Consider the following 21,545-nt stretch of genomic DNA (forward strand, 5'->3'; position numbering starts at 1 on the left):
TTTTACCCGTATCAAACTCTTTTAAAATCTTAGCAATCTGCTGTGGTGAAAATTTACTTCGTCTCATAATACTGTCTAATTTAATTAAAATAATTCTTATTTTAAACAGTTCGGTTTTGGGGGAAGCTTACAGGCACAACTATCGCAAAGTGGAAAGCGACAAAAAAGCAAATTCTTCTTTATGATTTAAAAGGTTATCCCGGAGACTCTGAATTAACCTATGAATATAAACTAAAAGTAATGACCGACTCGAGTTAAAAGTTTACGGAGACACAATAATTGAATTTAAAAATATCGTAAAAGCCCAAAATGCGATGGATTTTTTGCAAAAATCAATAAATTTAAAAATTGATTTGCCAAATGCAGACAAGGAGTTGATAGAGATTGGAAATAGTCCATTTATCTTTACAATTTATGCGGGGTATGATAACGGAAGATTAAAATTTTTGACTGATAATTATGACAATCTGAGCAATTTGGAAAAGGAGATTACTGACTTTAAAGAAGAGTTTGGTCCACGACCATTTTCAAAAGCAAATTTTATTTTAATTGCTGACAAAAATATTCCTAACAAAAAATTAGATTCTTTGAAACAAATTTTAAATCAAACTCTAATAAAAAGAATTTTTCGAGCATATAAAAATGATACGATCAAATACAAGAATAATTTGATTTGGTATGGTCTTGTAGATTAAAAACTATTGCCAACATCTTATAGCCAATAGCTTTTGTAGGTTAGACCAAAAGTTCTCGTAAATTTAGAGGATCAAAAGATAAACTGAAAATCAAGCTAGTATTTGGACGCTACTGGTCATACTAGAGAACCGTAATGCATTAAGTCGAAAACCAAAAAACCGGAGTGAATAAAACGATATTTGAGATAACTAAAATGGATTGTCCTTCGGAAGAAAATCTCATCCGAATGAAACTGGACGGAATTTCGAGTATTGCGAATTTGGATTTTGATATTCCAAACCGAAAATTGACCGTTTTTCATAGTGGACAGGTTGACCAGATCGAAAAGTCAATACTAGAACTGAATTTAGGCGGAAAGAAAATGTCGACCGAACAAACAGACCAAACGGAGTTTAAAGAAAATGCAAACCAGAAAAAGCTTCTTTGGACAGTACTCATTATAAATTTTGCCTTTTTCCTAATCGAAATGACTACTGGGCTAATATCAAAATCAATGGGATTGGCAGCCGACAGTTTGGATATGTTGGCTGACAGTTTCGTTTATGGAATTAGTTTGTTTGCAGTTGGCGAGACTTTAATAAGAAAAAAACAGATCGCCAAACTTGCAGGATATTTCCAAATTATACTTGCGATTATTGGATTTGTAGAAGTATTGAGAAGATTTTTCGGAGCAGAAGAAATGCCTGACTTTTTAACAATGATAATCGTTTCAATTTTCGCACTTATTGCTAACGGAATTTGTCTGTACTTACTTCAAAAGTCAAAGAGTAAAGAAGAAGCTCATATGAAGGCAAGTATGATTTTTACTTCAAATGACGTCGTAATAAATTTAGGAGTAATAACAGCAGGTATTCTAGTCAACTGGCTAAACTCAAATAAACCTGACTTGATCATCGGAACAATCGTCTTCGCGTTAGTAATTCAAGGAGCGATCAGGATTTTAAAACTAGGAAAATGAAAAAGCACTGGTTACAACACTAAATTCAATAGCGGGTGAAATGATACGTTTAAGTTCTGTGTATTTGATGAACTTTGATATTAGTTCATAGGTTTTCAACTTGAAATCTGCTCTTGATCATATATTGAACCGCTATACCAAATTCAAAAAATTAATATATTTCCAACCAAAAAATTGAAGTTTAGACTAATAGACGACAAAGCAAAAACGCTGAATCGAATTTGAAATGAAGATAAACCTAACGTTTACAAGCTAATTTACTTACTCGAGAACCGTTTGCTACATTATTGAAAAAAACTTAAAAAAATAAGATGAAAAAAATAATATTAATTGTAATTATCACCCTCATTTCTAATTTGATATCAGCACAAACTATTATTAAATACAAAATGCCTGATGGACAGGTTTTTAGTGAACAAGTTTATGAGACTCTTAAGCAAAATTTCGAGAAGCAAAATTTAGAAGTAAAAATTATTGATAGCATTTTAGCCGATAACACGTTAACCCGTATAATTGACATTAAAAGTAAAGGTTATTATGAAGCAAAATTAAAAGGTGAAAAGTTTGACCCCTTTGCTAAATTTAAGGAAAATATCGGGAAAGAATTTAAGATATCTGAATTCTATAATGAAAACGGCGTGAAATTTTCTGAAGCTAAACTAATAGGAAAACCAACAATAATTAATTTTTGGTTTACAGCTTGCAAACCTTGCATTGCCGAATTACCATATTTACAAAAATTAAAAAATACGTTTGGAGATAAACTGAATTATTTAGCGATTACATTCGATGACAGAAGCAAAGTAAACAGTTTTCTTAAAAATTACGATTTTGATTTTCTACACATTACGAATTCTCTCGAACAAATTGAAGATTTAAAAATTAGTGGATATCCGATGACTTTCATTTTGGATAAGAAGGGAAAAATATTTAATATATATGGTGGTCTTAGTGATTTTGAGTACAAGGAAATTAATGAAACTATCTTAAACCAATTGCTGTAGACAACATCCAACGTTGTAAAAACGATTGTCCTGATTTTCAAAAAGACTCAAAATGTATTTTCGTTTAGTTCTTGCTTAATTTTTGTTTTAACCTGATATTTCTAAAAGTAGAAACTCTACTTATTATAAAAATATCTCATCAAAAGCCTTACACAAAACATCTTGTTAAGACGTCTAGCTTTAGGCCATTAAATCTTTATTTTCGCCATCTTAAAGTAACAGAAATGAAAAATAATAAAGTGCTGAATTACGTTGAAGATGTATTGGAGAATACACCATTGGATTGGTTAAAATTAACAACCCACCGGCTGGACATTTATGATGAGAGTTTAGCTAAAACTCAATTTATTGAAAGATTTGCAGAGCTCTACAAAGCCAACAATTCTTCATTATCTGCACTTAGTGAATTACCCACCGCTTTTGATTATATAAGATTAGGACATCCACTTTCTTCTGTTTTGGAATGGGCTATTGCAAATTTGCATCACCTCCAACCCGAACAAGTCATCAGTTTTTCTTCTCAAACCATGCCGGTTTTAGCAGTTTTAAGAAAGAATTTATTTGATCAGAAGAATACTCAAATCGCTTACACTGGAGAACTTCCTGATCATTTTGATTTTGACGCGCTAAAACAGGTTTACGGATACAACTTCGAATTAAAACAAGTTAGTAGTGCGGATCAAATTCCGGACTTCGACGGAAGTACTATATTTATTTCAGAAGAAGATAAGATCGGTGAAACTATATTGAACTCATCTATTGACTTTTCTATCACTATGCATCCCGATTTAGGAAGCATCATTGTAGTCAACAGTGAGCATAGCGACAGCTATATTTCAGAAATTCTACATGTCCGTCGTAGAGAATCCATCGCGATGACCCCAGCAGATTCATTTTCTGCTTTGCAGCGATTGATTGGAAAATTACCATCCGTTCATGTCCATAGAGATGTAGAGAAAAATAAAGCAAGTGTGGTTGAATCTGTTCAAAAAATAACAGCAACCCAATCAAATGTTTTACTCGGTTCCTGTGGACTATCAGTACAATATGCTATAATGATGGGACTTATTGACAATGCTATGCAAAAGCATCCAGGAAAAGCGATAAAAATTATAGTTCCGCCAAATTGTTACGGAGGCACAAACGATCAGGCCAGACGTGTTGTTGCAGCGATTGATAATGTAGATATTTTAGATTTACCTGTAGATCGAGATAACGACATGGTGCAAAGTACAGATCAAGTCCTGGATGAAGTAGCTCGGGAAGATGCTGTTCCTCTTATTATTGCTGAAATCCCAACCAACCCAAGAGTAGAAGTTCCAAACCTTGAAAAACTAAGAGACGCTCTTAATAAAACTCGCAAAACACCAGCTGGTGAGTTAGCTATTGATCCGATTTTTATTTTAGATCAAACCTTTTGTCCAAACGTACAATTCTTAAGTAAAGAAGGAATTTTCTCATCGATCCGAACTATTTCCTATGTGAGTGGTTCCAAATTTCCAAGTGGTGGAAAATGTACCGCAGGATACTGCGTTGCAAACGAAAAAGCTAAAAATCTGATGCCGGCGATTGAGAAGCATTTTAAAGTTTGTGATAATGAAGCTACGGATTTGCAAGTGGAAATACTTGCAGAGCAATTGCCATCCATGAATCAACGAATTATCGATGCTTATAAAAATACTCGTGAATTTGTTGATTATATAGAAAAGACACTCCCTGAAGCAAAAATCAATTTTGTACCTGAAGACGTTGTTCAGCAAGGATTTACGCCTTCTGTTTTTTCACTGGACCTTCCAACCAAAGGAAATACGGCTGAAGAAAAAGAAACTTACAAAAGAGCTTTAAATCAGAAGTTAATCAATATGATGATAACTAGAATACCAGATGAAAGCAAACATTGTGTAAGTTACGGCCAGCTCAAGGGATGTTACTGGACCATACCCGCTACCTCTACACAAGGCACCACCAAAGAAAAAGACAAAGATTATATTGCCAGAGTTTCTGTATCTCCAAATCTAGATCTTGAGTTACATAAAAAGGTGTTTTCTGACTTTGTCGAGGAAATCAAGTCGTAATTTGATATAAGGCAATTAAATTCATGAGGTTACACTATGAGCTTAATGCTTACTTTTCAGCTTTTTGATTGTATTTAAATTGTAGAGCGAGGTCCTGAATAAAAAACTGAAGTTGGGGATTATTATGGGTTTGGATAGCTTTTTTAATCTCAGCATTTTCGACCAGAAAATAGATAAATCTGTTGAATTCTTCTTTTGAAATATTTAATTCAGTTTTAATAAAATCAGATTGATTATCAATGATAAAATCAAAGTAATCTTCATCCTGATCAAATTTCACCAGCTTTTTTAGCCTATCGGTTCTCTCCGATATCTTATTAAGAATCGGGTCCAGTGGTAAGGATCCACCCAAGATTGCCAAAAGGTGAATGGGCTTGAAATCTCCGGCTGTTTGAAGCCTTCTTTCATTGGGTGTAAGTTCCACCGCTTTATGATCTACGATCCGTAAACTTACTGCGTTGATGTTTGGAAATGCATTTACGGTCACCTCATCCAGAGTATTCACCTTATCTGAAACTTGAATGAGTAAAACTTCCAAATCAAGGATTTCATCAGTCAATTTTTCATTAAAACTACTGAAAGCTATATGATTGAAATTTAAGGTATCACCAGCGGATCCTTTAATTTTGAATGTGCCATCAGAATTGGTCTTTGAAAATTCTCCAGTTGATATATTTTTAATAACAGCGTCTTCAACAGGTAAATGTTCGTTTTGAATTATGCCTACCACTTGCAATTGCTTTTGGTTTTGTGAAATTAATACCACAGGAAACAAGAAAATAATTAAGCCTAAAAGCTTCATATGATTTCAAATATTCATTGAATTTAGACTTAGTGACTTTAAATAAAGTGAGGTTTAACTTTTTTATATTATCACTTCAAAAGCACTCAATTTTAAAATTTGAATTGATTTTATTTCTGATAACTATCATGATTTCGATAATAAAAGGTGATTCGGGAAAATTCATTTATTTAATTTATCGTAATCTTGGGTTTTCAAATTTAGATTTATGCGCCACAATTTCTTACTCTTTGTATTAATGTGTATTTCGCTTTTAAATATTCAATGTAAAAAAGCATCAACTGAAGATGAGACTCTTCAAATAAAGTTTGCAACCTTCAATGTCAGCATGGAGTCAGAGAATTATCTGGGAAGGGATGCTAAAAAGGTTTCTGCTCAAGTCTTGATAGACAGTCTCGCCACAGGTGAGTGCAAACACATCATGAATATTGCAAGCGTCATACAAGAAGTAAGGCCAGATGTCATTCTACTCAACGAATTTGATTATATCGAAAACCCAGAAGATGGGGTTGAACAATTTAGCGAGGCTTATTTAAAAGTGGATCAAAAAGGTACCAAAGCCATCGACTATCCTTACTATTACTACTCAACTTCCAATACTGGTATTGAAACTCCTTTTGACCTTAATGGCGATGGTAAATTTGAAGGCAACAGAAATGATGCTTTTGGGTACGGAAGATATCCTGGCCATTATGGTATGGTGTTGCTTTCGAAATATCCTATTGACACAGCAAATATCAGAACTTTTCAAAACTTCAAATGGAAAGACATGCCTGGTTTTCTGGAAACCAAAACCGAAAATGGTGAAGGTTTTTATAGCCAGGAGGCCTGGGAAGAATTTAGGTTATCCTCAAAGTCTCATTGGGATGTGCCTATTCAGTTAGGCGATAAAACCGTACACGTTTTAGCAAGTCATCCTACTCCTCCAGGCTTCGATGGAGAAGAAGACAGAAATGGGAAGCGAAATCATGATGAAATCAGATTTTGGAGAGATTATGTAGATGAACATGAAGGCTCATACATCTATGGCGATGAAGGTAAAAAAGGCAGTCTTGGTGATGTCTCTTTTGTAATCATGGGCGATTTGAATGCTTCCCCTGCTGAAGGAAGTGCCATCAATGGTGGCATAAAAAGTTTATTGAATCATCCAAGAGTGAACAACAAATTTACTCCCTCCAGCAACGGCGGAGAAGCCCATAGCCCCAATAATGAATTTGGCAAGTACCACACTGCCATTTGGAGGATGAGAGCAGATTATGTTCTGCCTTCATCAGATCTTGAAGTTTTAAATTATGGAATTTTTTGGCCTATTGAAGACGAACCCTTGTATAAATTAATGGAAGACCGAAAAGCCAGCTCAGACCATAGATTAGTTTGGGTTGAAATTGAAATCTAACATGAGGCTCTTTATGAATAACTCAAATTTAAAACTTACGGCATTTTGCTTCTAATATTATCTGCATATGAGGATGTCAAAATAACCGTGAAGTGATTCTTCATATCACTTCAAACAGTTAACAGATAAAAGTTAAATATGTTAAGCTTTGTCTAATTTAATTTTTCAACTCTCCTATTAAATTTTAAAGTCTTTAACCTGCTTCAAAGCTATAGAATTTTTGTATTCTCTTAGACGCATTTATAGTAAATTGATAACTATCTATTTATGAATTAAATGAAATAACTTATCCATCAAATTAAACAAGAAACTTGTGAAAGATTTCTTTGTGATAAATTCAATTTAATAATATCAAATTTACAAAAATTAAATGTTTCATAATTTATTGCTACATTTAAATGATATTAACTTATAAATTATGCGTCATGAAATTAAAACTACTTTTAATTAGCTTTTTATTATTTTCAGTAGTCGCTAATAGCCAGCTGCTACAAAAGAATTTAGAATTTTCACAAGCTCATCTGATCAATGCAAACCTAGCTCAGATTGAAGATGGAACCAATGATGTTGTAATTGCGAGCAATTTATTAAGTACAGCTTCACCAGAACCTGTGCTAAAACGCTTGCAGGATGACGGAACTGTTGTATGGGCAAAAACCTACGACGACCCAACCTTATTAAACGCTAGAATATTTGACATTACCAATTATTTTGACCTAATTTTTATGACTGGCTCTGTTGACGTAGGTGGAACAAAAAAGATTTTTGTCGCCAAAATAGAAGCTGCAACGGGTGATCTTTTGGATGACAGATATTATGATATCGTCAATGCTAATTTTAATTCTACAGGGTTAAAAGTTATTGTATCCGATTCTGATGCCACAGGAGATGGAAATACTAATCCAGGTCTTTTGATAACTGGTTTTTTTGGAAATTGCTTAAATGCTGACCCTAGTTGTAACCTTAATATTGGTTTTGCTTTAAGGACAAATTTAAATTTGGATCAGATATGGGTTACTGAAGTTGACTCCTCGGCTTCAGGTTCACTTGATTATGATTTTGTCAACGGAGCAGTTGAAACCAGTGACGGTTTTGTCCTCACTGGAAGTGCAACTGGACAAGGCAACACAAGTATACAAGCTGGAGTTTTAGCTCACAAAATAGATTTTGAAGGAACTCAAGTCTGGGACAGTAGTTACATTTTTGGCAATTCCAGAGATGTCAGTGTTGATGCGTATTACGACTCAAGTACAGATGAAATTTTTATGCTAAGCAATTACTCCAACCAACATAGTTTTGGAGTCACAGTTCTAGATAATGCAAACGGCGCTATCAATGCTTCAAAATCATGGTACGCAAATGAGGACAATTTCGAACTGGATTTCTATGGATTTTCACTGAGAGAGTCTTTAGCCTCAGCAAACAATTTGATTATCTACGGATATCGAAGAAGCTATTTCGATGGTACAAGTACAAATCAAACCAATATTATAGTACAAGAATTTGAAAAATCTAATGGAAATCAAGTAGGCACAAGTTATCAATATTTAACACCTTACCAGGAACCAACAGGAGACCCATATAATCTTTGGGACTCTCAATTGCCTTTAATTTATTATCCAGATATTGCTTTATATGATACTAGTGTTACAAGCCCCATTCATTATGCTGTAGGATACAGGAATGGAGATCCATCTACTGGCGGATTTTCAAATATCGAGTTTATGAATGTAGATGCTCTGAAGATAAATGCTTGTGATAATATGAGCTTAGATTTCACAACAAATGCCTTAGGAACAGTAAATACAATAACGAATGTTTCGTCTGCTGTAGTTTCTATTGTTGAAGGTGCAATGGCTATCAGCGGAACTGCTATTACTTTATTAGAAGATTCTTGCAGCAATCCTTTATCACTTGAAAGTCAAAAACAATTCAATATAAAACTCTATCCGAATCCAGCTTCAGACTACGTTTTCTTAAGTGAAGATGTTAATATCCGAAAGATTCGCATTATGGATATTACGGGTAAAAAGGTGTTTGAAACTAATTCTTATCTAAAAGATGAAGGAATCTTTGTAGGTAACTTAAATAAAGGTATTTATTTTATTAGTGTGGAAACACTTGATAATGTTTCAGGCAATTTGAAACTGATTAAAAACTAATAGTGCTTATCTAGTATTAGTATACGAAGCTGATTTTAAATTTTGCTTTAAAAGAATAAGAAAGTTGATGAATGATTTCAATGTTTCTGTTAGCAAAAAACACCTCCAAAATTTGGAGGTGTTTTGTAGCTAAAAAAAATAAACCCCATTTTTAATAGAGAAAGTTTAAGGCTGTGATGTCGTTGGAATTAAATTCACCATCTTCATTATTGCTAAAACAAGCCAGCATAATGGAAGTGGAATCGTAACCGCTGGGAGTTCCAGGGATATAATTAGCGCCAACACCAGCAGTTCCTTCATTGGTGTTTTGACCACAACTTTGTCTACTGAAATAATCTGTGTGTCTAAAACCAACGGAATGTCCAATTTCATGAGTAATCACATGCTCAATCACATTGGTATTGTAATTACTTAAACCGTAAATCTGAACAAATTTAAAAGGTCGTCCGTTACTAGGAAATCCAGCTGAACCTCCAGCACCACTAGGATTATTAACAGTATTATTGTAAACTACCATATCTTTATTTTGATAGCTAGTTCCAAATGTCAAATTGAAATTGATATTAAGATTTAACCGGTTATAATTATTGACAGCCCACTGTAATGCAGTTCTTTCCGAAGAGGTCAAAGCTTGACTTCCCCCTGTATAACCAATAACATTAATCGTTCTTGGACTTACCAGGGCGTTGGTACTGTATTGCTTTTGGTGTATACTCTCGTATCCATCGAAGTTCATTTTCTCCAAATCCTCTGGGAACATGACGATGTCTCCTTCTACACGGATCACTTCTCTTTTCTCCCCGCCAGGAAGCACCATTTCTTCAAGCTGTGCTCCCAAAGGACTTAAATGGTTCTTGGAAATTAAATCCAATGTTTTCTGATCAAGATTGGAAGGTATTTCAGAAGTATTGACTCCTAAAATGATACGGTCCGAAGTGTCTATTTCATTGGTATCCGCAACCTCTTCTGTCACAGTGTTCTCATTCTCACATGAAGTAATAAATAATAATCCCAAAAATGCTGGAACAATAAAATGTTTAGTAATTGTCATAAAATTTAGATTAAAGGTTAGTAATACTTGCGCAAGTATTATTTAATATTGCTCTAATTTCATTTTAAATGTTTAAACAGTAAGGTTAAGCTTAATAAATTTAGTTTTATTTAACAATAATTAAAACTTCTTCAAATTGTTCTTATTATTAAATTCCATTGAGATAAAACTTACCTAAACAATTATGAAAAAATCAGTCAAAATCTTATCAGTACTCCTGTTTTTAGTTTTAGCTACAGAAGCTTCATCACAAATCACAGCCTCATTCTACGCCAATAGCAACTCCTCAAAATTTGCGCTAGGCTACAATATCAATGAACGCTTCTGGACGGACCTTCGGGTGTATTCCGATACTAGTTTGGATAACGTCACACCAGAAATAGTCATCAATCACAACATCGTAAAAAAAAATAATTATGATATTTACTTTGGCGCAGGCGCTATTCTGAACAACATTAATGCGGTTATCATTCCAGTAGGTATTGGCATTAAACCCATCGAAAGTCTCAGGAATCTATCCTTTAATATTGAATTTAACCCGATCTATGAATTTGACCTTGAAGATGTGTTTATAAGAGGATTTATAGGCATTCGTTATATCTTAAATTAGGATCTGATAGTTCCATTTTGATATATTTACCGTTCAAAAACTAACTTAAAAACTATTAACTATGAAAAAAACACTTTTAGTACTACTGATCTGTCTTGGAAATTACAGTATCAGTTTAGCACAGGATGAGGCATTTATGGAAGATGCTTTGAAACTTACAAGATTGTCTAACGATGCTGTTGAAGCCTCTTTCGGGCAATTATACGCCATGATTCCAGCAGAAAAACTGGAAGACTTTAAAGAAGAATTAAAACCTGTTCTGGATAATTATTATACCAAAATGGCAAAAGTATCCATGGAATATTACAGCCATGAAGACGTAAAGCAACTCTTAGACTTTTACGAATCCGATCTTGGTCAAAAAATGCTTGACGCCCAGGCCAAACTGACAGTGAGAAGTATGGAAATGGCTCAACCACTTAGTATGGAGCTGATGCCAATCGTTCAAAAGTATAGCAACTAATTCAATTTAAAGTAAATTTATTAAACACCAGATTCTTAATCTGGTGTTTTTTATTTAAAAAAATGCCGATTGTTACTTAATCCAAGTTTATTGAAACTTTCCATCGTTAAAAGAACTTATTTAATCAATTTCAACTTCAGTTTACAGCCAGTTCAAAGAAAACGATATGAAGCTCAGTCTTTCGGGACTTCTTGATATGGTCTTCAGGTGCTTTTGAATCTGGTATCAATCGATTTGCCATCAAGCCTTCCGTCAGCTATTTTATTTCAGAACGCACTTCCATCGATATCAATTTTAGTTCTCCAAGGCTCAATGATTTAGACCTGAATGCTGTCAATTCTTATTACAATTCGTATGCTTTTATCCCTAAGTTGAGAACTAGCTTTTTCAACAAAAAAAGTTAGAGTATTTTTTAAATCGGTTATCGACTCGGAGCTATTAAATGTGATGCAGACTATAGCGTACAGAGAATTGCAAGTCATAGAGATTTTAGTGGAAGAATTTCCGTGATCAATTAGCTATAAAAATTCATGTATATAAATTCACTTCTATTCTAAATTTGACTTGAGGCCGTTTAAAGTAAAGATGCCTTTTTTTGACGCTATTTAAAACCTTAAAAATATTAACTTTAAGATCTAATTTTAAATCTAAACGCATGTCAACAAAACCACTTTTACCAATAGTACTGATGGCATTCCTGTTTTTAGGAATTTCCTGTCAGGAACCCGCCGAAAAAGAAGATGTCAATGAAAAATTGACCTCCTGGCTGGATGAAAAACACGAAGAATCCCTTCAGAAAAGCCCTTTAAGATTAACATCTCTAGGAAGAAAAGACCGCTATGACGAAATCGATGACATGAGTCTTCAAGCTTTGGAAGATGAAACTCAGTGGATGCAGGAAAGTGTAGAGGAGCTTAAGGCTGAATTCAACTACGACGAGTTGGATGAGCAAGGTCAATTATCTTACGATTTGTGGGTGTATCAAAATGAGATGAAGCAAAAAGAGGTGAAATATGCTCCAATGGAGTATGTATTTGACCAAATGACTTCTATCCACACTCGCCTTCCTAATATGCTGATTAACTTTCATAAGGTAGATAGTCTTCAGGATATGGAAGCTTATATCAGTCGTGTGGAGAAAATGGGAAGAGCTTCAGAACAACTACTGGACAGAGCCGAATCCCAGGCCGAGAATAATATCCTACCTCCACGATTTGCTTTAGAAATTGTTCAAAAACAATCCAGGTCTCTTCTAAAAGGACAACCCTTTGAGGATACCGAGGAAGCTTCAGCCATCTTTCAGGACGTGACCAAAAAAATAAATGCATTAGTTGAAGCTGAATTAATTTCAGAAGAAAAGGCTGAAGAACTCAAAGAGTCTTCAAGACAAACCTTACTTAAAGTCTTTAAACCTGCTTATGAAAATCTAATCGCCTGGACCGAAAAAGAACTTCCAAACACAGAGGAAACACCAACAGGTGTCAGTCGTCATGAAAACGGTGCAGAGTACTATGATTATAAATTGAGTGCTTCCACCACTACCAACCTCACGGCCGATGAAATTCATAATATTGGTCTCCAAGAAGTAAAACGCATCCAGGAAGAGATGAAAGCAATCAAGGAAGAAGTGGGTTTTGAGGGCGACCTGCAGGCGTTTTTCAAATTTATAAACGAAGATAAACAGTTTTACTTCCCCAATACAGATGAAGGCCGGCAAGCTTATCTCGATCTAGCAACCAAATACATCGACGAAATCACCGAAAAACTTCCAGACTATTTTGGGATTTTACCAAAAGCTGATTTAGAGGTAAAGCGTGTGGAAGCTTTTAGAGAACAAGATGGTGCCCCACAGCATTATATGGCAGGAACTCCGGATGGATCCAGGTCTGGGACCTATTATGTCCATCTTTCCGACATGACGTCCATGCCAAAATCAACTTTGGAAGGTGTAGCTTACCACGAGGGAAATCCAGGCCATCACATGCAGATTTCTATAGCTCAGGAGCTAGAAGATATTCCAAAATTCAGAACACAGGGCGGCTATAATGCTTATGTAGAAGGCTGGGCTCTATATTCTGAAAAGCTCGCCAAAGAAATGGGGCAATACGAAAATCCTTATTACGATTTCGGCCGCTTGGTCAACGAAATCTGGAGAGCGATTCGTCTGGTTGTTGATACAGGATTACACTCCAAAGGCTGGACCGAAGCAGATGCTATAAAATATTTTAGTGAAAATTCATCCGTTTCAGATGGTGCTATTCAGGCAGAGGTCAGACGCTACATGGTTATTCCAGGTCAGGCTACCGGTTACAAAATTGGTATGCTCAAGATTGGCGAGCTAAGACTAAAGGCAGAGCAGGAACTCGGTGATGATTTCAATGTCAAAGAATTCCACGATTTAATTCTTGGTAGCGGAGCTTTACCATTAAATTATCTGGAACAACAAGTGGATTCCTGGATAGAGCAAAATAAAGGAAACGCTTAAAATCTTATTTTGAAAATTGAAAAAGTAAAAGTGCAACTCAATGAGTTGCACTTTTTTTATACTTCAGAAGCAGATTTACGTTTTAGCTTGATCACGGTAATTTCTGGCCATATACCTACCCTACCGGGATACGCTAAATACCCAAATCCACGATTCACGTTGATAAACCGCTTGGCGTTTTCATAAAGACCAGCCCATTGGTCATAGCGATATTGCACCGGGCTCCATTTGAACCAGCCGGGAATTTCGATCCCAAACTGCATTCCGTGAGTGTGTCCGCTTAAAGTTAGTTGTACATCTTTTTCATGATTTTTGATTACCTCATCCCAATGCGAAGGATCGTGACTCATCAATATTTTAAAGTCTTTCGCATCCACACCTTCTGCAGCTTTATCAAAATCTCCAGCTTTTTTAAAACCTCCTTTACCCCAATTTTCGACACCGATTAATTTGAGTTTGCTTTGTCCACGCCTTATTTCTCGATTTTCGTTTCTTAGCAAATCCCAACCCATTTCAGCGTGAGTTTGAACTAGTGCTTCAAAATTCTTTTGCTTTTTATCTTGACTTTCAAAATTGTGATAATCCCCATAATCATGGTTCCCAAGAATGGAAAATACCCCGTCTTTAGACTTCAACTTCTTAAAAACCGAAGTCCAAGGCGTCATTTCATCAGCCAAATTATTTACCAGATCTCCTGTAAACAGGATCACATCCGACTCCTGCTCATTAACCAGATCAATAGCGTATTCTATTTTTTTAGCATTATCGAAACTCCCGCTATGAATATCGCTTAGTTGAGTAATTTGGTAACCTTCAAAGGCTTCGGGCAGGTTGTCAAACTCCAATTCGTAAGACAAAACTTTAAAATTGTATTTACCCTTATACATACCGTAGAGTAGAGATAGGAAAGGAATCGCCCCCAAACCAAGCGCGATGGTACTGATGAATTTCCGCCGTGAAGGTATATTTTCAACAGAAGAGGTAGAGAATTTTCTATAAACAAAAACAGAAAGCCTGACAATATCTTCGCCAAACATCCATAGAATCACACTAAGCTTTAAAGCAATAATACTCAGGAAAGCCCCTATCATATAGGCTCGAAAACCCGTCAACGATCCATGCGGAGTCGGTTGATAAAAGGAATAAAACAGCAATCCCAAAACAACTACCGTTATTCCCACATATACAGAAAGGCTCCACCAAAATTTAAAAAGCGTCCTGAACGCTTGGAAAGCATAGACTTCCAATGCCAATAAAATGGCAATTGTAATAATCCACCGCATCTTTTTTTGTGCAAATATATCCCTGACAAAAGCTTAAGCACCTGATTTGTGTAAAGTTTTAGAAGATTTTATTCTGATTTTAATCCTGCAAGATTACAGGTGTAGAAGACCACTAAAACTTAGTCTAAACTTAAGGCAGATGTCTGCCTCCGTGTCCCAATGAAGGAAACGATGAAGATTCGTGATTTGTATAAAAAACTAATTATTATGACCCAAACACAATCGAAATATTAATTCAAAAACAAGATGTCAGGGCTAACGCCCCTTTGTTAATTTTGATCATACGTGCTGATAAGATTAAAGGGCTCCGCCCCTAATTTTTAAAGACTCAGTACAATAAAATTGAGCTAATGAGCCACTGTGCAGAAGCAATAAATCTTTATGATTAAAAGCATCGCATAATCAAAGGGGTAGAGTCCCGAAATCTTTGCAAACAAACCTCAACTTCCATTTGGGCTAAGCCATAATTTCAGTTAAATTTACATTCAACAAAACAGAATTATGGCTTCCAAAAAACGACTTTTCCTAGTAGACGCATACGCAATGATATTCCGTGGGTATTACGCCCTAATCAAGAATCCAAGAATCAATTCTAAAGGTCAGGACACTTCAGCTATTATGGGATTTATGAATTCGCTTTTTGATGTCATCAAGCGAGAAAACCCAGATCATCTCGCCGTGTGTTTCGACAAAGACGGCAGTAAGGAGCGAAAAGAAATTTACGAGGACTACAAAGCCAACCGTGACGAAACGCCAACAGTCATCAAAGACTCTATACCCATTATACAAGATATTCTCCATGCCATGGAAATTCCTGTTATTGAGATTTCAGGAATGGAGGCTGATGATATCATTGGCACTTTAGCCAAACAAGCCGAAAAGGAAGGCTACGAAGTCCACATGGTCACGCCAGACAAAGATTTTGCTCAATTGGTCAGCGAAAATATCTTTATGCAACGCCCAGCCAGAATGGGTAATGGCGTTGAAAAATGGGGCATTCCCGAAGTTCAAAAGAAATTTGGTGTAGAACGTCCAGAACAAGTCATCGATTTTTTGGGCATGATGGGCGATGCATCTGATAATATTCCTGGACTTCCAGGGGTTGGTGAAAAAACAGCCAAGAAATTTCTTGCCCAATTTGGATCTATGGAAGCCTTACTGGACAATACTGATCAACTGAAAGGAAAGATGAAGGAGAAAGTGGAAGAAAATGCAGAGCTTGGCCGATTATCCAAAAAACTGGCGACCATTTTCACCGATTGTGATGTGACCTTCGATGAATCTAAATATGAAGTTTCCCCTCCAGATGTAGAAAAAGTATTGGAAATATTCAAAGATTTAGAGTTCAGACGTCTGACCGAGCAGTTTGTCAAAATGTACAACAAAGGTGAAGAAGCTACAGATGATAGTTCTACTTCAAGCACTTCCAAAACTGCGGGTGCTGGTCAGTTTTCCTTATTTGGAAACGACACCGATGCCTCCAATGTTGATCCATCGGATTTTGATGGTTACAAGACTTTAGAAAACACAGATCACCATTATCAATATGTAAAAGGAAACATGTCTGTGAAGTTGTTCATGGACAAACTCATGAAACAGACTTCGGTGTGTTTTGACACCGAAACCACAAGCCTGAAAACCCTGGATGCCGAATTGGTTGGCATTGCCTTTTCATGGGAAGCCCATAGAGGCTACTACGTCGCTTTTCCTGAAGATCAGGATGAAGCGCAGGAATTAATTGAGGTCCTTAGACCATTTTTTGAATCGGAAGAGATTGAAAAAATCGGTCAAAATTTAAAGTACGACATCAAGGTTTTAGCCAACTACAGCCTCAAAGTCAAAGGGCCTTTGTTTGATACCATGCTGGCACACTATATCATCAATCCAGATATGCGTCATAACATGAATGTCCTGGCGGAGACTTACCTCAACTATTCCCCTCAACCTATCGAAGACTTGATTGGTAAAGGGAAAAATCAAAAGTCGATGCGCATGGTGGATTTGGAAGACCAAACTCAATATGCGGTAGAAGATGCCGATATCACTTTTCAGCTGAAAACTTTTTTTGATAAAGAGTTGAAAGAAGCCTCTAACCAGCCCTTGTTCAAAGACATGGAAATTCCTTTACTTCGTGTATTGGCTGCCATGGAAATTGAAGGGATCAATCTGGATAAATCCGCTTTAGAAAACATTTCAGAAAAGCTGAATAAGGATATTGAACGCTTGGAAAAATCAGTCTATGAGGAAGCTGGAGAAGAATTCAACATCGGTTCGCCAAAACAACTGGGTGAGATTCTTTTTGGGAAATTAGAAATTGCCAAGAAACCGAAAAAAACTAAGTCAGGTCAATATTCAACGGCGGAAGATGTACTGTCTGAATATTCTAAAGATCATAAAATCGTGAGAGAAGTTTTGGAGTGGAGACAGCTTTCTAAACTGAAAAGCACTTACGTCGATGCTCTACCAAAACAAATTCACCCCAGAACCAAACGCGTACACACGGAGTTTATGCAAACGGTAGCGGCAACAGGAAGATTAAGCTCCAACAATCCCAACCTACAAAACATTCCTATCCGAACAGAACGCGGCCGTGAAGTGAGAAAAGCCTTTGTCCCAAGAGATGATAATCATGTCTTGCTCGCTGCCGATTATTCTCAGATAGAATTGCGAATCATTGCCGCGTTGAGTCAAGAAGAGAACATGATGGAAGCCTTTAAAAACGGTAAAGACATTCACGCTTCCACTGCTGCCAAAGTTTTCAATGTCAACATTGAAGACGTCACCCGCGAGCAACGAAGCAATGCGAAAACCGTTAACTTCGGAATCATCTACGGCGTATCTGCCTTTGGCTTGAGCAATCAAACGGATTTAACCCGAGGAGAGTCCAAAGAACTGATTGAAACTTACTACAAGACTTATCCAAAACTCAGAAGTTATATGGATGAGCAGGTGGAATTTGCCCGAGAACATGGCTATGTCAAAACCGTGATGGGCAGACGTCGTTATTTGAAAGATATCAATGCCAAAAATAATGTGGTGCGGAGTGCCGCAGAACGAAATGCTGTGAATGCGCCCATTCAGGGAAGTGCAGCTGATATCATCAAAGTCGCCATGATCAACATTTATGAAGCCATGGAAGAAAAGAACTTCAAGTCCAAAATGCTACTTCAGGTGCATGATGAATTGATCTTCGATGCGCATAAAGATGAACTCGAAGAGCTCAAGGCTTTGGTCAAAGATAAAATGGAAAACGCTTTTAAACTGGATGTTCCTCTGGATGTCGATATGGGAACCGGACAAAATTGGTTGGAAGCGCATTAAAAAATACCCCGAGGCAAAGTCATCGGGGTATCTGTATTCGATCTTATTGATCCTGCTTTGTCAACCTGAACTCGGTTCAGGTTCTAAGTCAAGTGATTGATTAATTAGATGCTGAAACAAGTTCAGCATGATAATTTTTTATAAACCAGGTTAACTATCCCACAATGTTTACAATCTTTCCTGGCACAATAATCACCTTTTTAGGGGTTCTTCCGTCCAGTTGTTTTTGGGTGCGTTCATCTTTCATAACGATATATTCGATCTCGTCTTTGCTCAAATCCAGAGATAAATCCATAGTAAACCGCATCTTTCCGTTGAAGGAAATCGGATAGGTTTTGGAATCTTCCTTTAGGTATTTTTCCTCAAATTTAGGATAAAGAACTTCTGAAATACTTCCTGAATGGCCTAAACCTTCCCATAGTTCTTCGGCAATATGTGGCGCATAAGGGGAAATTAAAACGGCAAGTGGCTCAAGAATTTCTCTCGAGTTACACTTCTGCTGAGTCAATTCGTTCACACAAATCATAAAGGTAGACACCGAAGTATTGAAACTAAAGTCTTCAATATCCTGAGTCACTTTTTTGATGGTTTTATGCAGCGTTTTCAACGATTCCGTTGAAGCGGGCTCATCTGAAATCTGAAAGTCAGACTCCCCTCCTTGGGAGGGGCTGGGGGAGGCTTGGGAATAAAGTTTCCAAAGCTTTTTCAAGAAGTTATGCACACCCGAAAGTCCAGCGGTATTCCAGGGCTTGGCCTGCTCCAGCGGACCTAAAAACATTTCGTAAAGCCGTAAACTATCCGCCCCATATTCTTCACAGACATCGTCTGGATTGACCACGTTGAATTTGGATTTAGACATTTTTTCAACTTCACGACCTACAATAAATTCCCCCTCTTCTTCAGTAATAAAGTGAGCCTCTTTAAATTCAGGTTTTATGTTTTTTAGACCTTCAATGTCTAATTGATTGGAAGTATTAACTACAGAAACATCAACATGCAGAGGTGAAAAATGTGAAATCTGAGTTTTAGATGAAATCAATTGATCCCCGTCCAATATTTTGTAAACTTGATCTGCTACTGTTTCATTATAATCGATTAGATTTATTCCAGCTTTAATACTGTTATCAATGATTGATTTTGAAACAAAAACTGTTTTAGGATTATCTTCTCCAGTATTTAAGTTCCATCTATAGACAAAAGCACTTTCTCCCAGAATCATCCCCTGGTTAATCAGCTTTTTAAAAGGTTCATCCACCGGTAAAACCCCTCTGTCGTTGAGAAATTTGGTCCAGAAGCGAGAATAAAGCAAGTGACCTGTGGCATGTTCACTTCCTCCTATGTATAGATCCACATTGTTCCAGTACTTCAAAGCTTCATTTGAAGCAATAAGTTGGTCACGGTTGTTTTGCTCTTCCATATAACGGAACAAATACCAAGAGCTTCCTGCCCAGCCTGGCATAGTATTTAATTCTAAAGGAAAAATAGTGTTGTGATCTATCTTTTCATTGGACACCACCTTGTTAGATTCTGTATCCCAGGCCCAATCCCTAGCTCTACCTAAAGGTGGCGCACCATCTTCAGTTGGCAGGTATTTTTCCACTTCAGGTAATTCTAAGGGCAGATGTTGTTCATCAATCATTTTAGGAAGTCCGTTCACATAATACACAGGAAAGGGTTCTCCCCAGTAACGTTGTCTGGAAAACACAGCATCTCTTAATCGGTAATTGACTTTTTTCTCGCCTTGTCCAAGTTTCTGCAAAGCTTCGATTGCTTTAGGAATAGCTTCCAAAACACCTAATCCGTTTAAAAAATCGGAGTTAGCGATTTTAGTCGCATTGGTTTTATCGGCGTAAGCTTCTTCAGAAATATCAACGTCTTCAAAGACATTAGGAATTGGAATGTTGAAGTGCTTCGCAAAATCATGATCCCGTTGATCTCCACATGGCACGGCCATCACAGCTCCTGTACCGTAGCCTGCCAACACATAGTCCCCAATCCAAATTGGTAGTGGCTCTTTAGTCAATGGATGCTCAGCATAAGCTCCTGTAAAAACCCCGGATATGCTTTTCACATCAGCCATTCGTTCGCGCTCGCTGCGCTTTGCTGAAGCTTTGATATAAGCTTCAACTTCTTCTTTTTGTTCTGAGGTTGTAATCTTAGAAACCAGATCATGCTCTGGTGCGAGGGTTACAAAGGAAACACCGTAAATGGTGTCGGGTCTTGTGGTAAACGCTTCAATTAAAAATTTTGAATTTTGAATTTTGAATTTTAATTGAGCTCCTACCGATTTTCCGATCCAGTTTTTCTGAGTTTCTTTGAGGCTTTCGCTCCAATCTAAATTATCGAGTCCTGAAAGCAAACGTTCAGCAAAGGCAGAAATACGCATGCTCCATTGCTTCATTTTTTTTCGGGACACAGGGTGACCTCCACGTTCTGAAACACCATTAACAATCTCGTCATTCGCTAGAACTGTTCCAAGCGCCGGACACCAATTGACTTCGGTTTCAGCGAGGTAAGTGAGTCGGTAGTTGAGTATAATTTTTTCTTTTTGATCTTCAGAAAAGCTTGACCATTCGCTGGCAGAAAATTCAGGGGTGTTTTGATCGCAAACCGCGTTGACTTTTGAATTGCCTTCTGTTTCAAAAAGGCTAATCAATTCTGAAATAGCTTTGGATTTCTGTACTTCAGCATCATACCAGCTTTCAAACAATTGAATAAAAATCCATTGCGTCCATTTGTAATACTTGGGGTCACTGGTGCGCACTTCACGGCTCCAATCGAAAGAAAATCCGATTTTGTCGAGTTGCTCACGGTAGCGTTTGATGTTGGTTTCGGTGGTTTTAGCCGGATGTTGACCGGTTTGGATTGCATATTGCTCGGCTGGCAAGCCGAAGGAATCATAGCCTTGCGGATGCAAGACATTGAAGCCTTTATGACGCTTGAATCTGGCGTAAATATCGCTGGCAATATAGCCAAGTGGATGCCCAACGTGTAGTCCAGCACCGGAAGGATAAGGAAACATGTCTAGTACATAAAATGGTGGCTTCGGCTCTCCTTCAAAATCTTGTGGTTGCTTAGCTCTAAAGGTCTGATGCTCTGCCCAATATTTTTGCCACTTCTGCTCTATTGCTTTAAAATCGTACGCCATAACTAATCTGCTTATTTACAAGTCGCAAAACTAATATATATGACATTAACTCCTAGCCGGGAAAGGAATTAAAATTGGTGATGTTGTGACT

The 21,545-nt window shown here is 36.8% G+C and carries 16 protein-coding genes; 12 read left to right on the forward strand and 4 right to left on the reverse strand.

All coding sequences use genetic code 11. The annotated features are described in order from the left end of the window. The 5 genes from LB452_RS02710 to LB452_RS02730 form a co-directional block, all read left to right on the forward strand. Positions 1–185, forward strand: a 185-nt coding sequence (locus LB452_RS02710; RefSeq protein WP_224460187.1) for a hypothetical protein, incomplete at its 5' end; no start/stop codon positions are given. 129 nt (positions 186–314) lie between these two features. Then, on the forward strand, positions 315–695 hold the full coding sequence (locus tag LB452_RS02715) for a hypothetical protein (RefSeq protein ID WP_224460188.1): 381 nt from the start codon (positions 315–317) through the stop codon (positions 693–695). A 164-nt stretch (positions 696–859) separates the two neighbouring features. Beyond that, positions 860–1,654 (forward strand): cation transporter, encoded by a 795-nt coding sequence (locus LB452_RS02720; protein ID WP_224460189.1) that lies wholly within the window; start codon positions 860–862, stop codon positions 1,652–1,654. A gap of 311 nt (positions 1,655–1,965) precedes the next feature. Next, the gene (locus LB452_RS02725) at positions 1,966–2,658 is read left to right on the forward strand and encodes a TlpA family protein disulfide reductase (protein WP_224460190.1); all 693 of its coding nucleotides are present in this window, start codon (positions 1,966–1,968) and stop codon (positions 2,656–2,658) included. Between the two features lie 224 nt (positions 2,659–2,882). After that, positions 2,883–4,733 carry a PLP-dependent aminotransferase family protein gene (locus tag LB452_RS02730; RefSeq protein ID WP_224460191.1) on the forward strand — a complete coding sequence of 617 codons (1,851 nt, stop codon included), beginning with the start codon at positions 2,883–2,885 and terminating at the stop codon, positions 4,731–4,733. Positions 4,734–4,782: 49 nt separating this feature from the next. On the opposite strand, the gene LB452_RS02735 is transcribed toward LB452_RS02730, so the two are convergent. Then, the gene (locus LB452_RS02735; RefSeq protein WP_224460192.1) at positions 4,783–5,535 is read right to left on the reverse strand and encodes a carboxypeptidase-like regulatory domain-containing protein; all 753 of its coding nucleotides are present in this window, start codon (positions 5,533–5,535) and stop codon (positions 4,783–4,785) included. A gap of 208 nt (positions 5,536–5,743) precedes the next feature. Between LB452_RS02735 and LB452_RS02740 the strand changes: the two genes are divergently transcribed. Both LB452_RS02740 and LB452_RS02745 read left to right on the forward strand, forming a co-directional pair. Next, positions 5,744–6,931: an endonuclease/exonuclease/phosphatase family protein gene (locus LB452_RS02740; RefSeq protein ID WP_224460193.1), complete on the forward strand. Its 1,188-nt coding sequence runs from the start codon at positions 5,744–5,746 to the stop codon at positions 6,929–6,931. A 425-nt stretch (positions 6,932–7,356) separates the two neighbouring features. After that, positions 7,357–9,093: a T9SS type A sorting domain-containing protein gene (locus LB452_RS02745; protein ID WP_224460194.1), complete on the forward strand. Its 1,737-nt coding sequence runs from the start codon at positions 7,357–7,359 to the stop codon at positions 9,091–9,093. Positions 9,094–9,244: 151 nt separating this feature from the next. On the opposite strand, the gene LB452_RS02750 is transcribed toward LB452_RS02745, so the two are convergent. After that, complete coding sequence (locus tag LB452_RS02750) at positions 9,245–10,144, reverse strand: zinc-dependent metalloprotease (protein ID WP_224460195.1); 900 nt, start codon at positions 10,142–10,144, stop codon at positions 9,245–9,247. Positions 10,145–10,328: 184 nt separating this feature from the next. On the opposite strand from LB452_RS02750, the gene LB452_RS02755 reads away from it, so the two are divergent. The 4 genes from LB452_RS02755 to LB452_RS02770 all read left to right on the forward strand — a co-directional run bounded on the left by LB452_RS02755 (position 10,329) and on the right by LB452_RS02770 (position 13,702). Beyond that, positions 10,329–10,754, forward strand: a complete 426-nt coding sequence (locus tag LB452_RS02755) for a hypothetical protein (protein ID WP_224460196.1) — start codon at positions 10,329–10,331, stop codon at positions 10,752–10,754. A 61-nt stretch (positions 10,755–10,815) separates the two neighbouring features. After that, complete coding sequence (locus tag LB452_RS02760) at positions 10,816–11,217, forward strand: DUF2059 domain-containing protein (RefSeq protein WP_224460197.1); 402 nt, start codon at positions 10,816–10,818, stop codon at positions 11,215–11,217. 191 nt (positions 11,218–11,408) lie between these two features. Continuing rightward, on the forward strand, positions 11,409–11,621 hold the full coding sequence (locus LB452_RS02765; protein ID WP_224460198.1) for a hypothetical protein: 213 nt from the start codon (positions 11,409–11,411) through the stop codon (positions 11,619–11,621). Between the two features lie 251 nt (positions 11,622–11,872). Next, entirely contained in the window at positions 11,873–13,702 is a 1,830-nt protein-coding gene (locus tag LB452_RS02770; protein ID WP_224460199.1) for a DUF885 domain-containing protein, read from the forward strand. A gap of 56 nt (positions 13,703–13,758) precedes the next feature. Here the strand turns inward: LB452_RS02770 and LB452_RS02775 are convergent, their stop codons facing one another. Beyond that, entirely contained in the window at positions 13,759–14,985 is a 1,227-nt protein-coding gene (locus LB452_RS02775; RefSeq protein WP_224460200.1) for a metallophosphoesterase, read from the reverse strand. Between the two features lie 501 nt (positions 14,986–15,486). On the opposite strand from LB452_RS02775, the gene polA reads away from it, so the two are divergent. Next, positions 15,487–18,306 carry a DNA polymerase I gene (gene polA / locus LB452_RS02780; protein WP_224460201.1) on the forward strand — a complete coding sequence of 940 codons (2,820 nt, stop codon included), beginning with the start codon at positions 15,487–15,489 and terminating at the stop codon, positions 18,304–18,306. A gap of 154 nt (positions 18,307–18,460) precedes the next feature. Here polA and LB452_RS02785 read toward each other — a convergent pair whose 3' ends face one another. Next, positions 18,461–21,454, reverse strand: coding sequence for a leucine--tRNA ligase (locus tag LB452_RS02785; protein WP_224460202.1), 2,994 nt, complete (start codon positions 21,452–21,454; stop codon positions 18,461–18,463). Between the last annotated feature and the right edge of the window lie 91 nt (positions 21,455–21,545).

Origin of the sequence: Psychroflexus longus, assembly GCF_020164595.1 — a bacterium.
Taxonomy (GTDB): domain Bacteria; phylum Bacteroidota; class Bacteroidia; order Flavobacteriales; family Flavobacteriaceae; genus Psychroflexus; species Psychroflexus longus.

What these genes read in the sequence shown, in the direction of transcription:
- LB452_RS02715 (WP_224460188.1), top strand. Translation starts at nt 315, where the DNA reads ATGGATTTTTTGCAAAAATCAATAAATTTAAAAATTGATTTGCCAAAT.
- LB452_RS02725 (WP_224460190.1), top strand. Translation starts at nt 1,966, where the DNA reads ATGAAAAAAATAATATTAATTGTAATTATCACCCTCATTTCTAATTTG.
- LB452_RS02730 (WP_224460191.1), top strand. Translation starts at nt 2,883, where the DNA reads ATGAAAAATAATAAAGTGCTGAATTACGTTGAAGATGTATTGGAGAAT.
- LB452_RS02735 (WP_224460192.1), bottom strand. Translation starts at nt 5,535, where the DNA reads ATGAAGCTTTTAGGCTTAATTATTTTCTTGTTTCCTGTGGTATTAATT.
- LB452_RS02740 (WP_224460193.1), top strand. Translation starts at nt 5,744, where the DNA reads ATGCGCCACAATTTCTTACTCTTTGTATTAATGTGTATTTCGCTTTTA.
- LB452_RS02745 (WP_224460194.1), top strand. Translation starts at nt 7,357, where the DNA reads ATGAAATTAAAACTACTTTTAATTAGCTTTTTATTATTTTCAGTAGTC.
- LB452_RS02750 (WP_224460195.1), bottom strand. Translation starts at nt 10,144, where the DNA reads ATGACAATTACTAAACATTTTATTGTTCCAGCATTTTTGGGATTATTA.
- LB452_RS02755 (WP_224460196.1), top strand. Translation starts at nt 10,329, where the DNA reads ATGAAAAAATCAGTCAAAATCTTATCAGTACTCCTGTTTTTAGTTTTA.
- LB452_RS02760 (WP_224460197.1), top strand. Translation starts at nt 10,816, where the DNA reads ATGAAAAAAACACTTTTAGTACTACTGATCTGTCTTGGAAATTACAGT.
- LB452_RS02770 (WP_224460199.1), top strand. Translation starts at nt 11,873, where the DNA reads ATGTCAACAAAACCACTTTTACCAATAGTACTGATGGCATTCCTGTTT.
- LB452_RS02775 (WP_224460200.1), bottom strand. Translation starts at nt 14,985, where the DNA reads ATGCGGTGGATTATTACAATTGCCATTTTATTGGCATTGGAAGTCTAT.
- polA (WP_224460201.1), top strand. Translation starts at nt 15,487, where the DNA reads ATGGCTTCCAAAAAACGACTTTTCCTAGTAGACGCATACGCAATGATA.
- LB452_RS02785 (WP_224460202.1), bottom strand. Translation starts at nt 21,454, where the DNA reads ATGGCGTACGATTTTAAAGCAATAGAGCAGAAGTGGCAAAAATATTGG.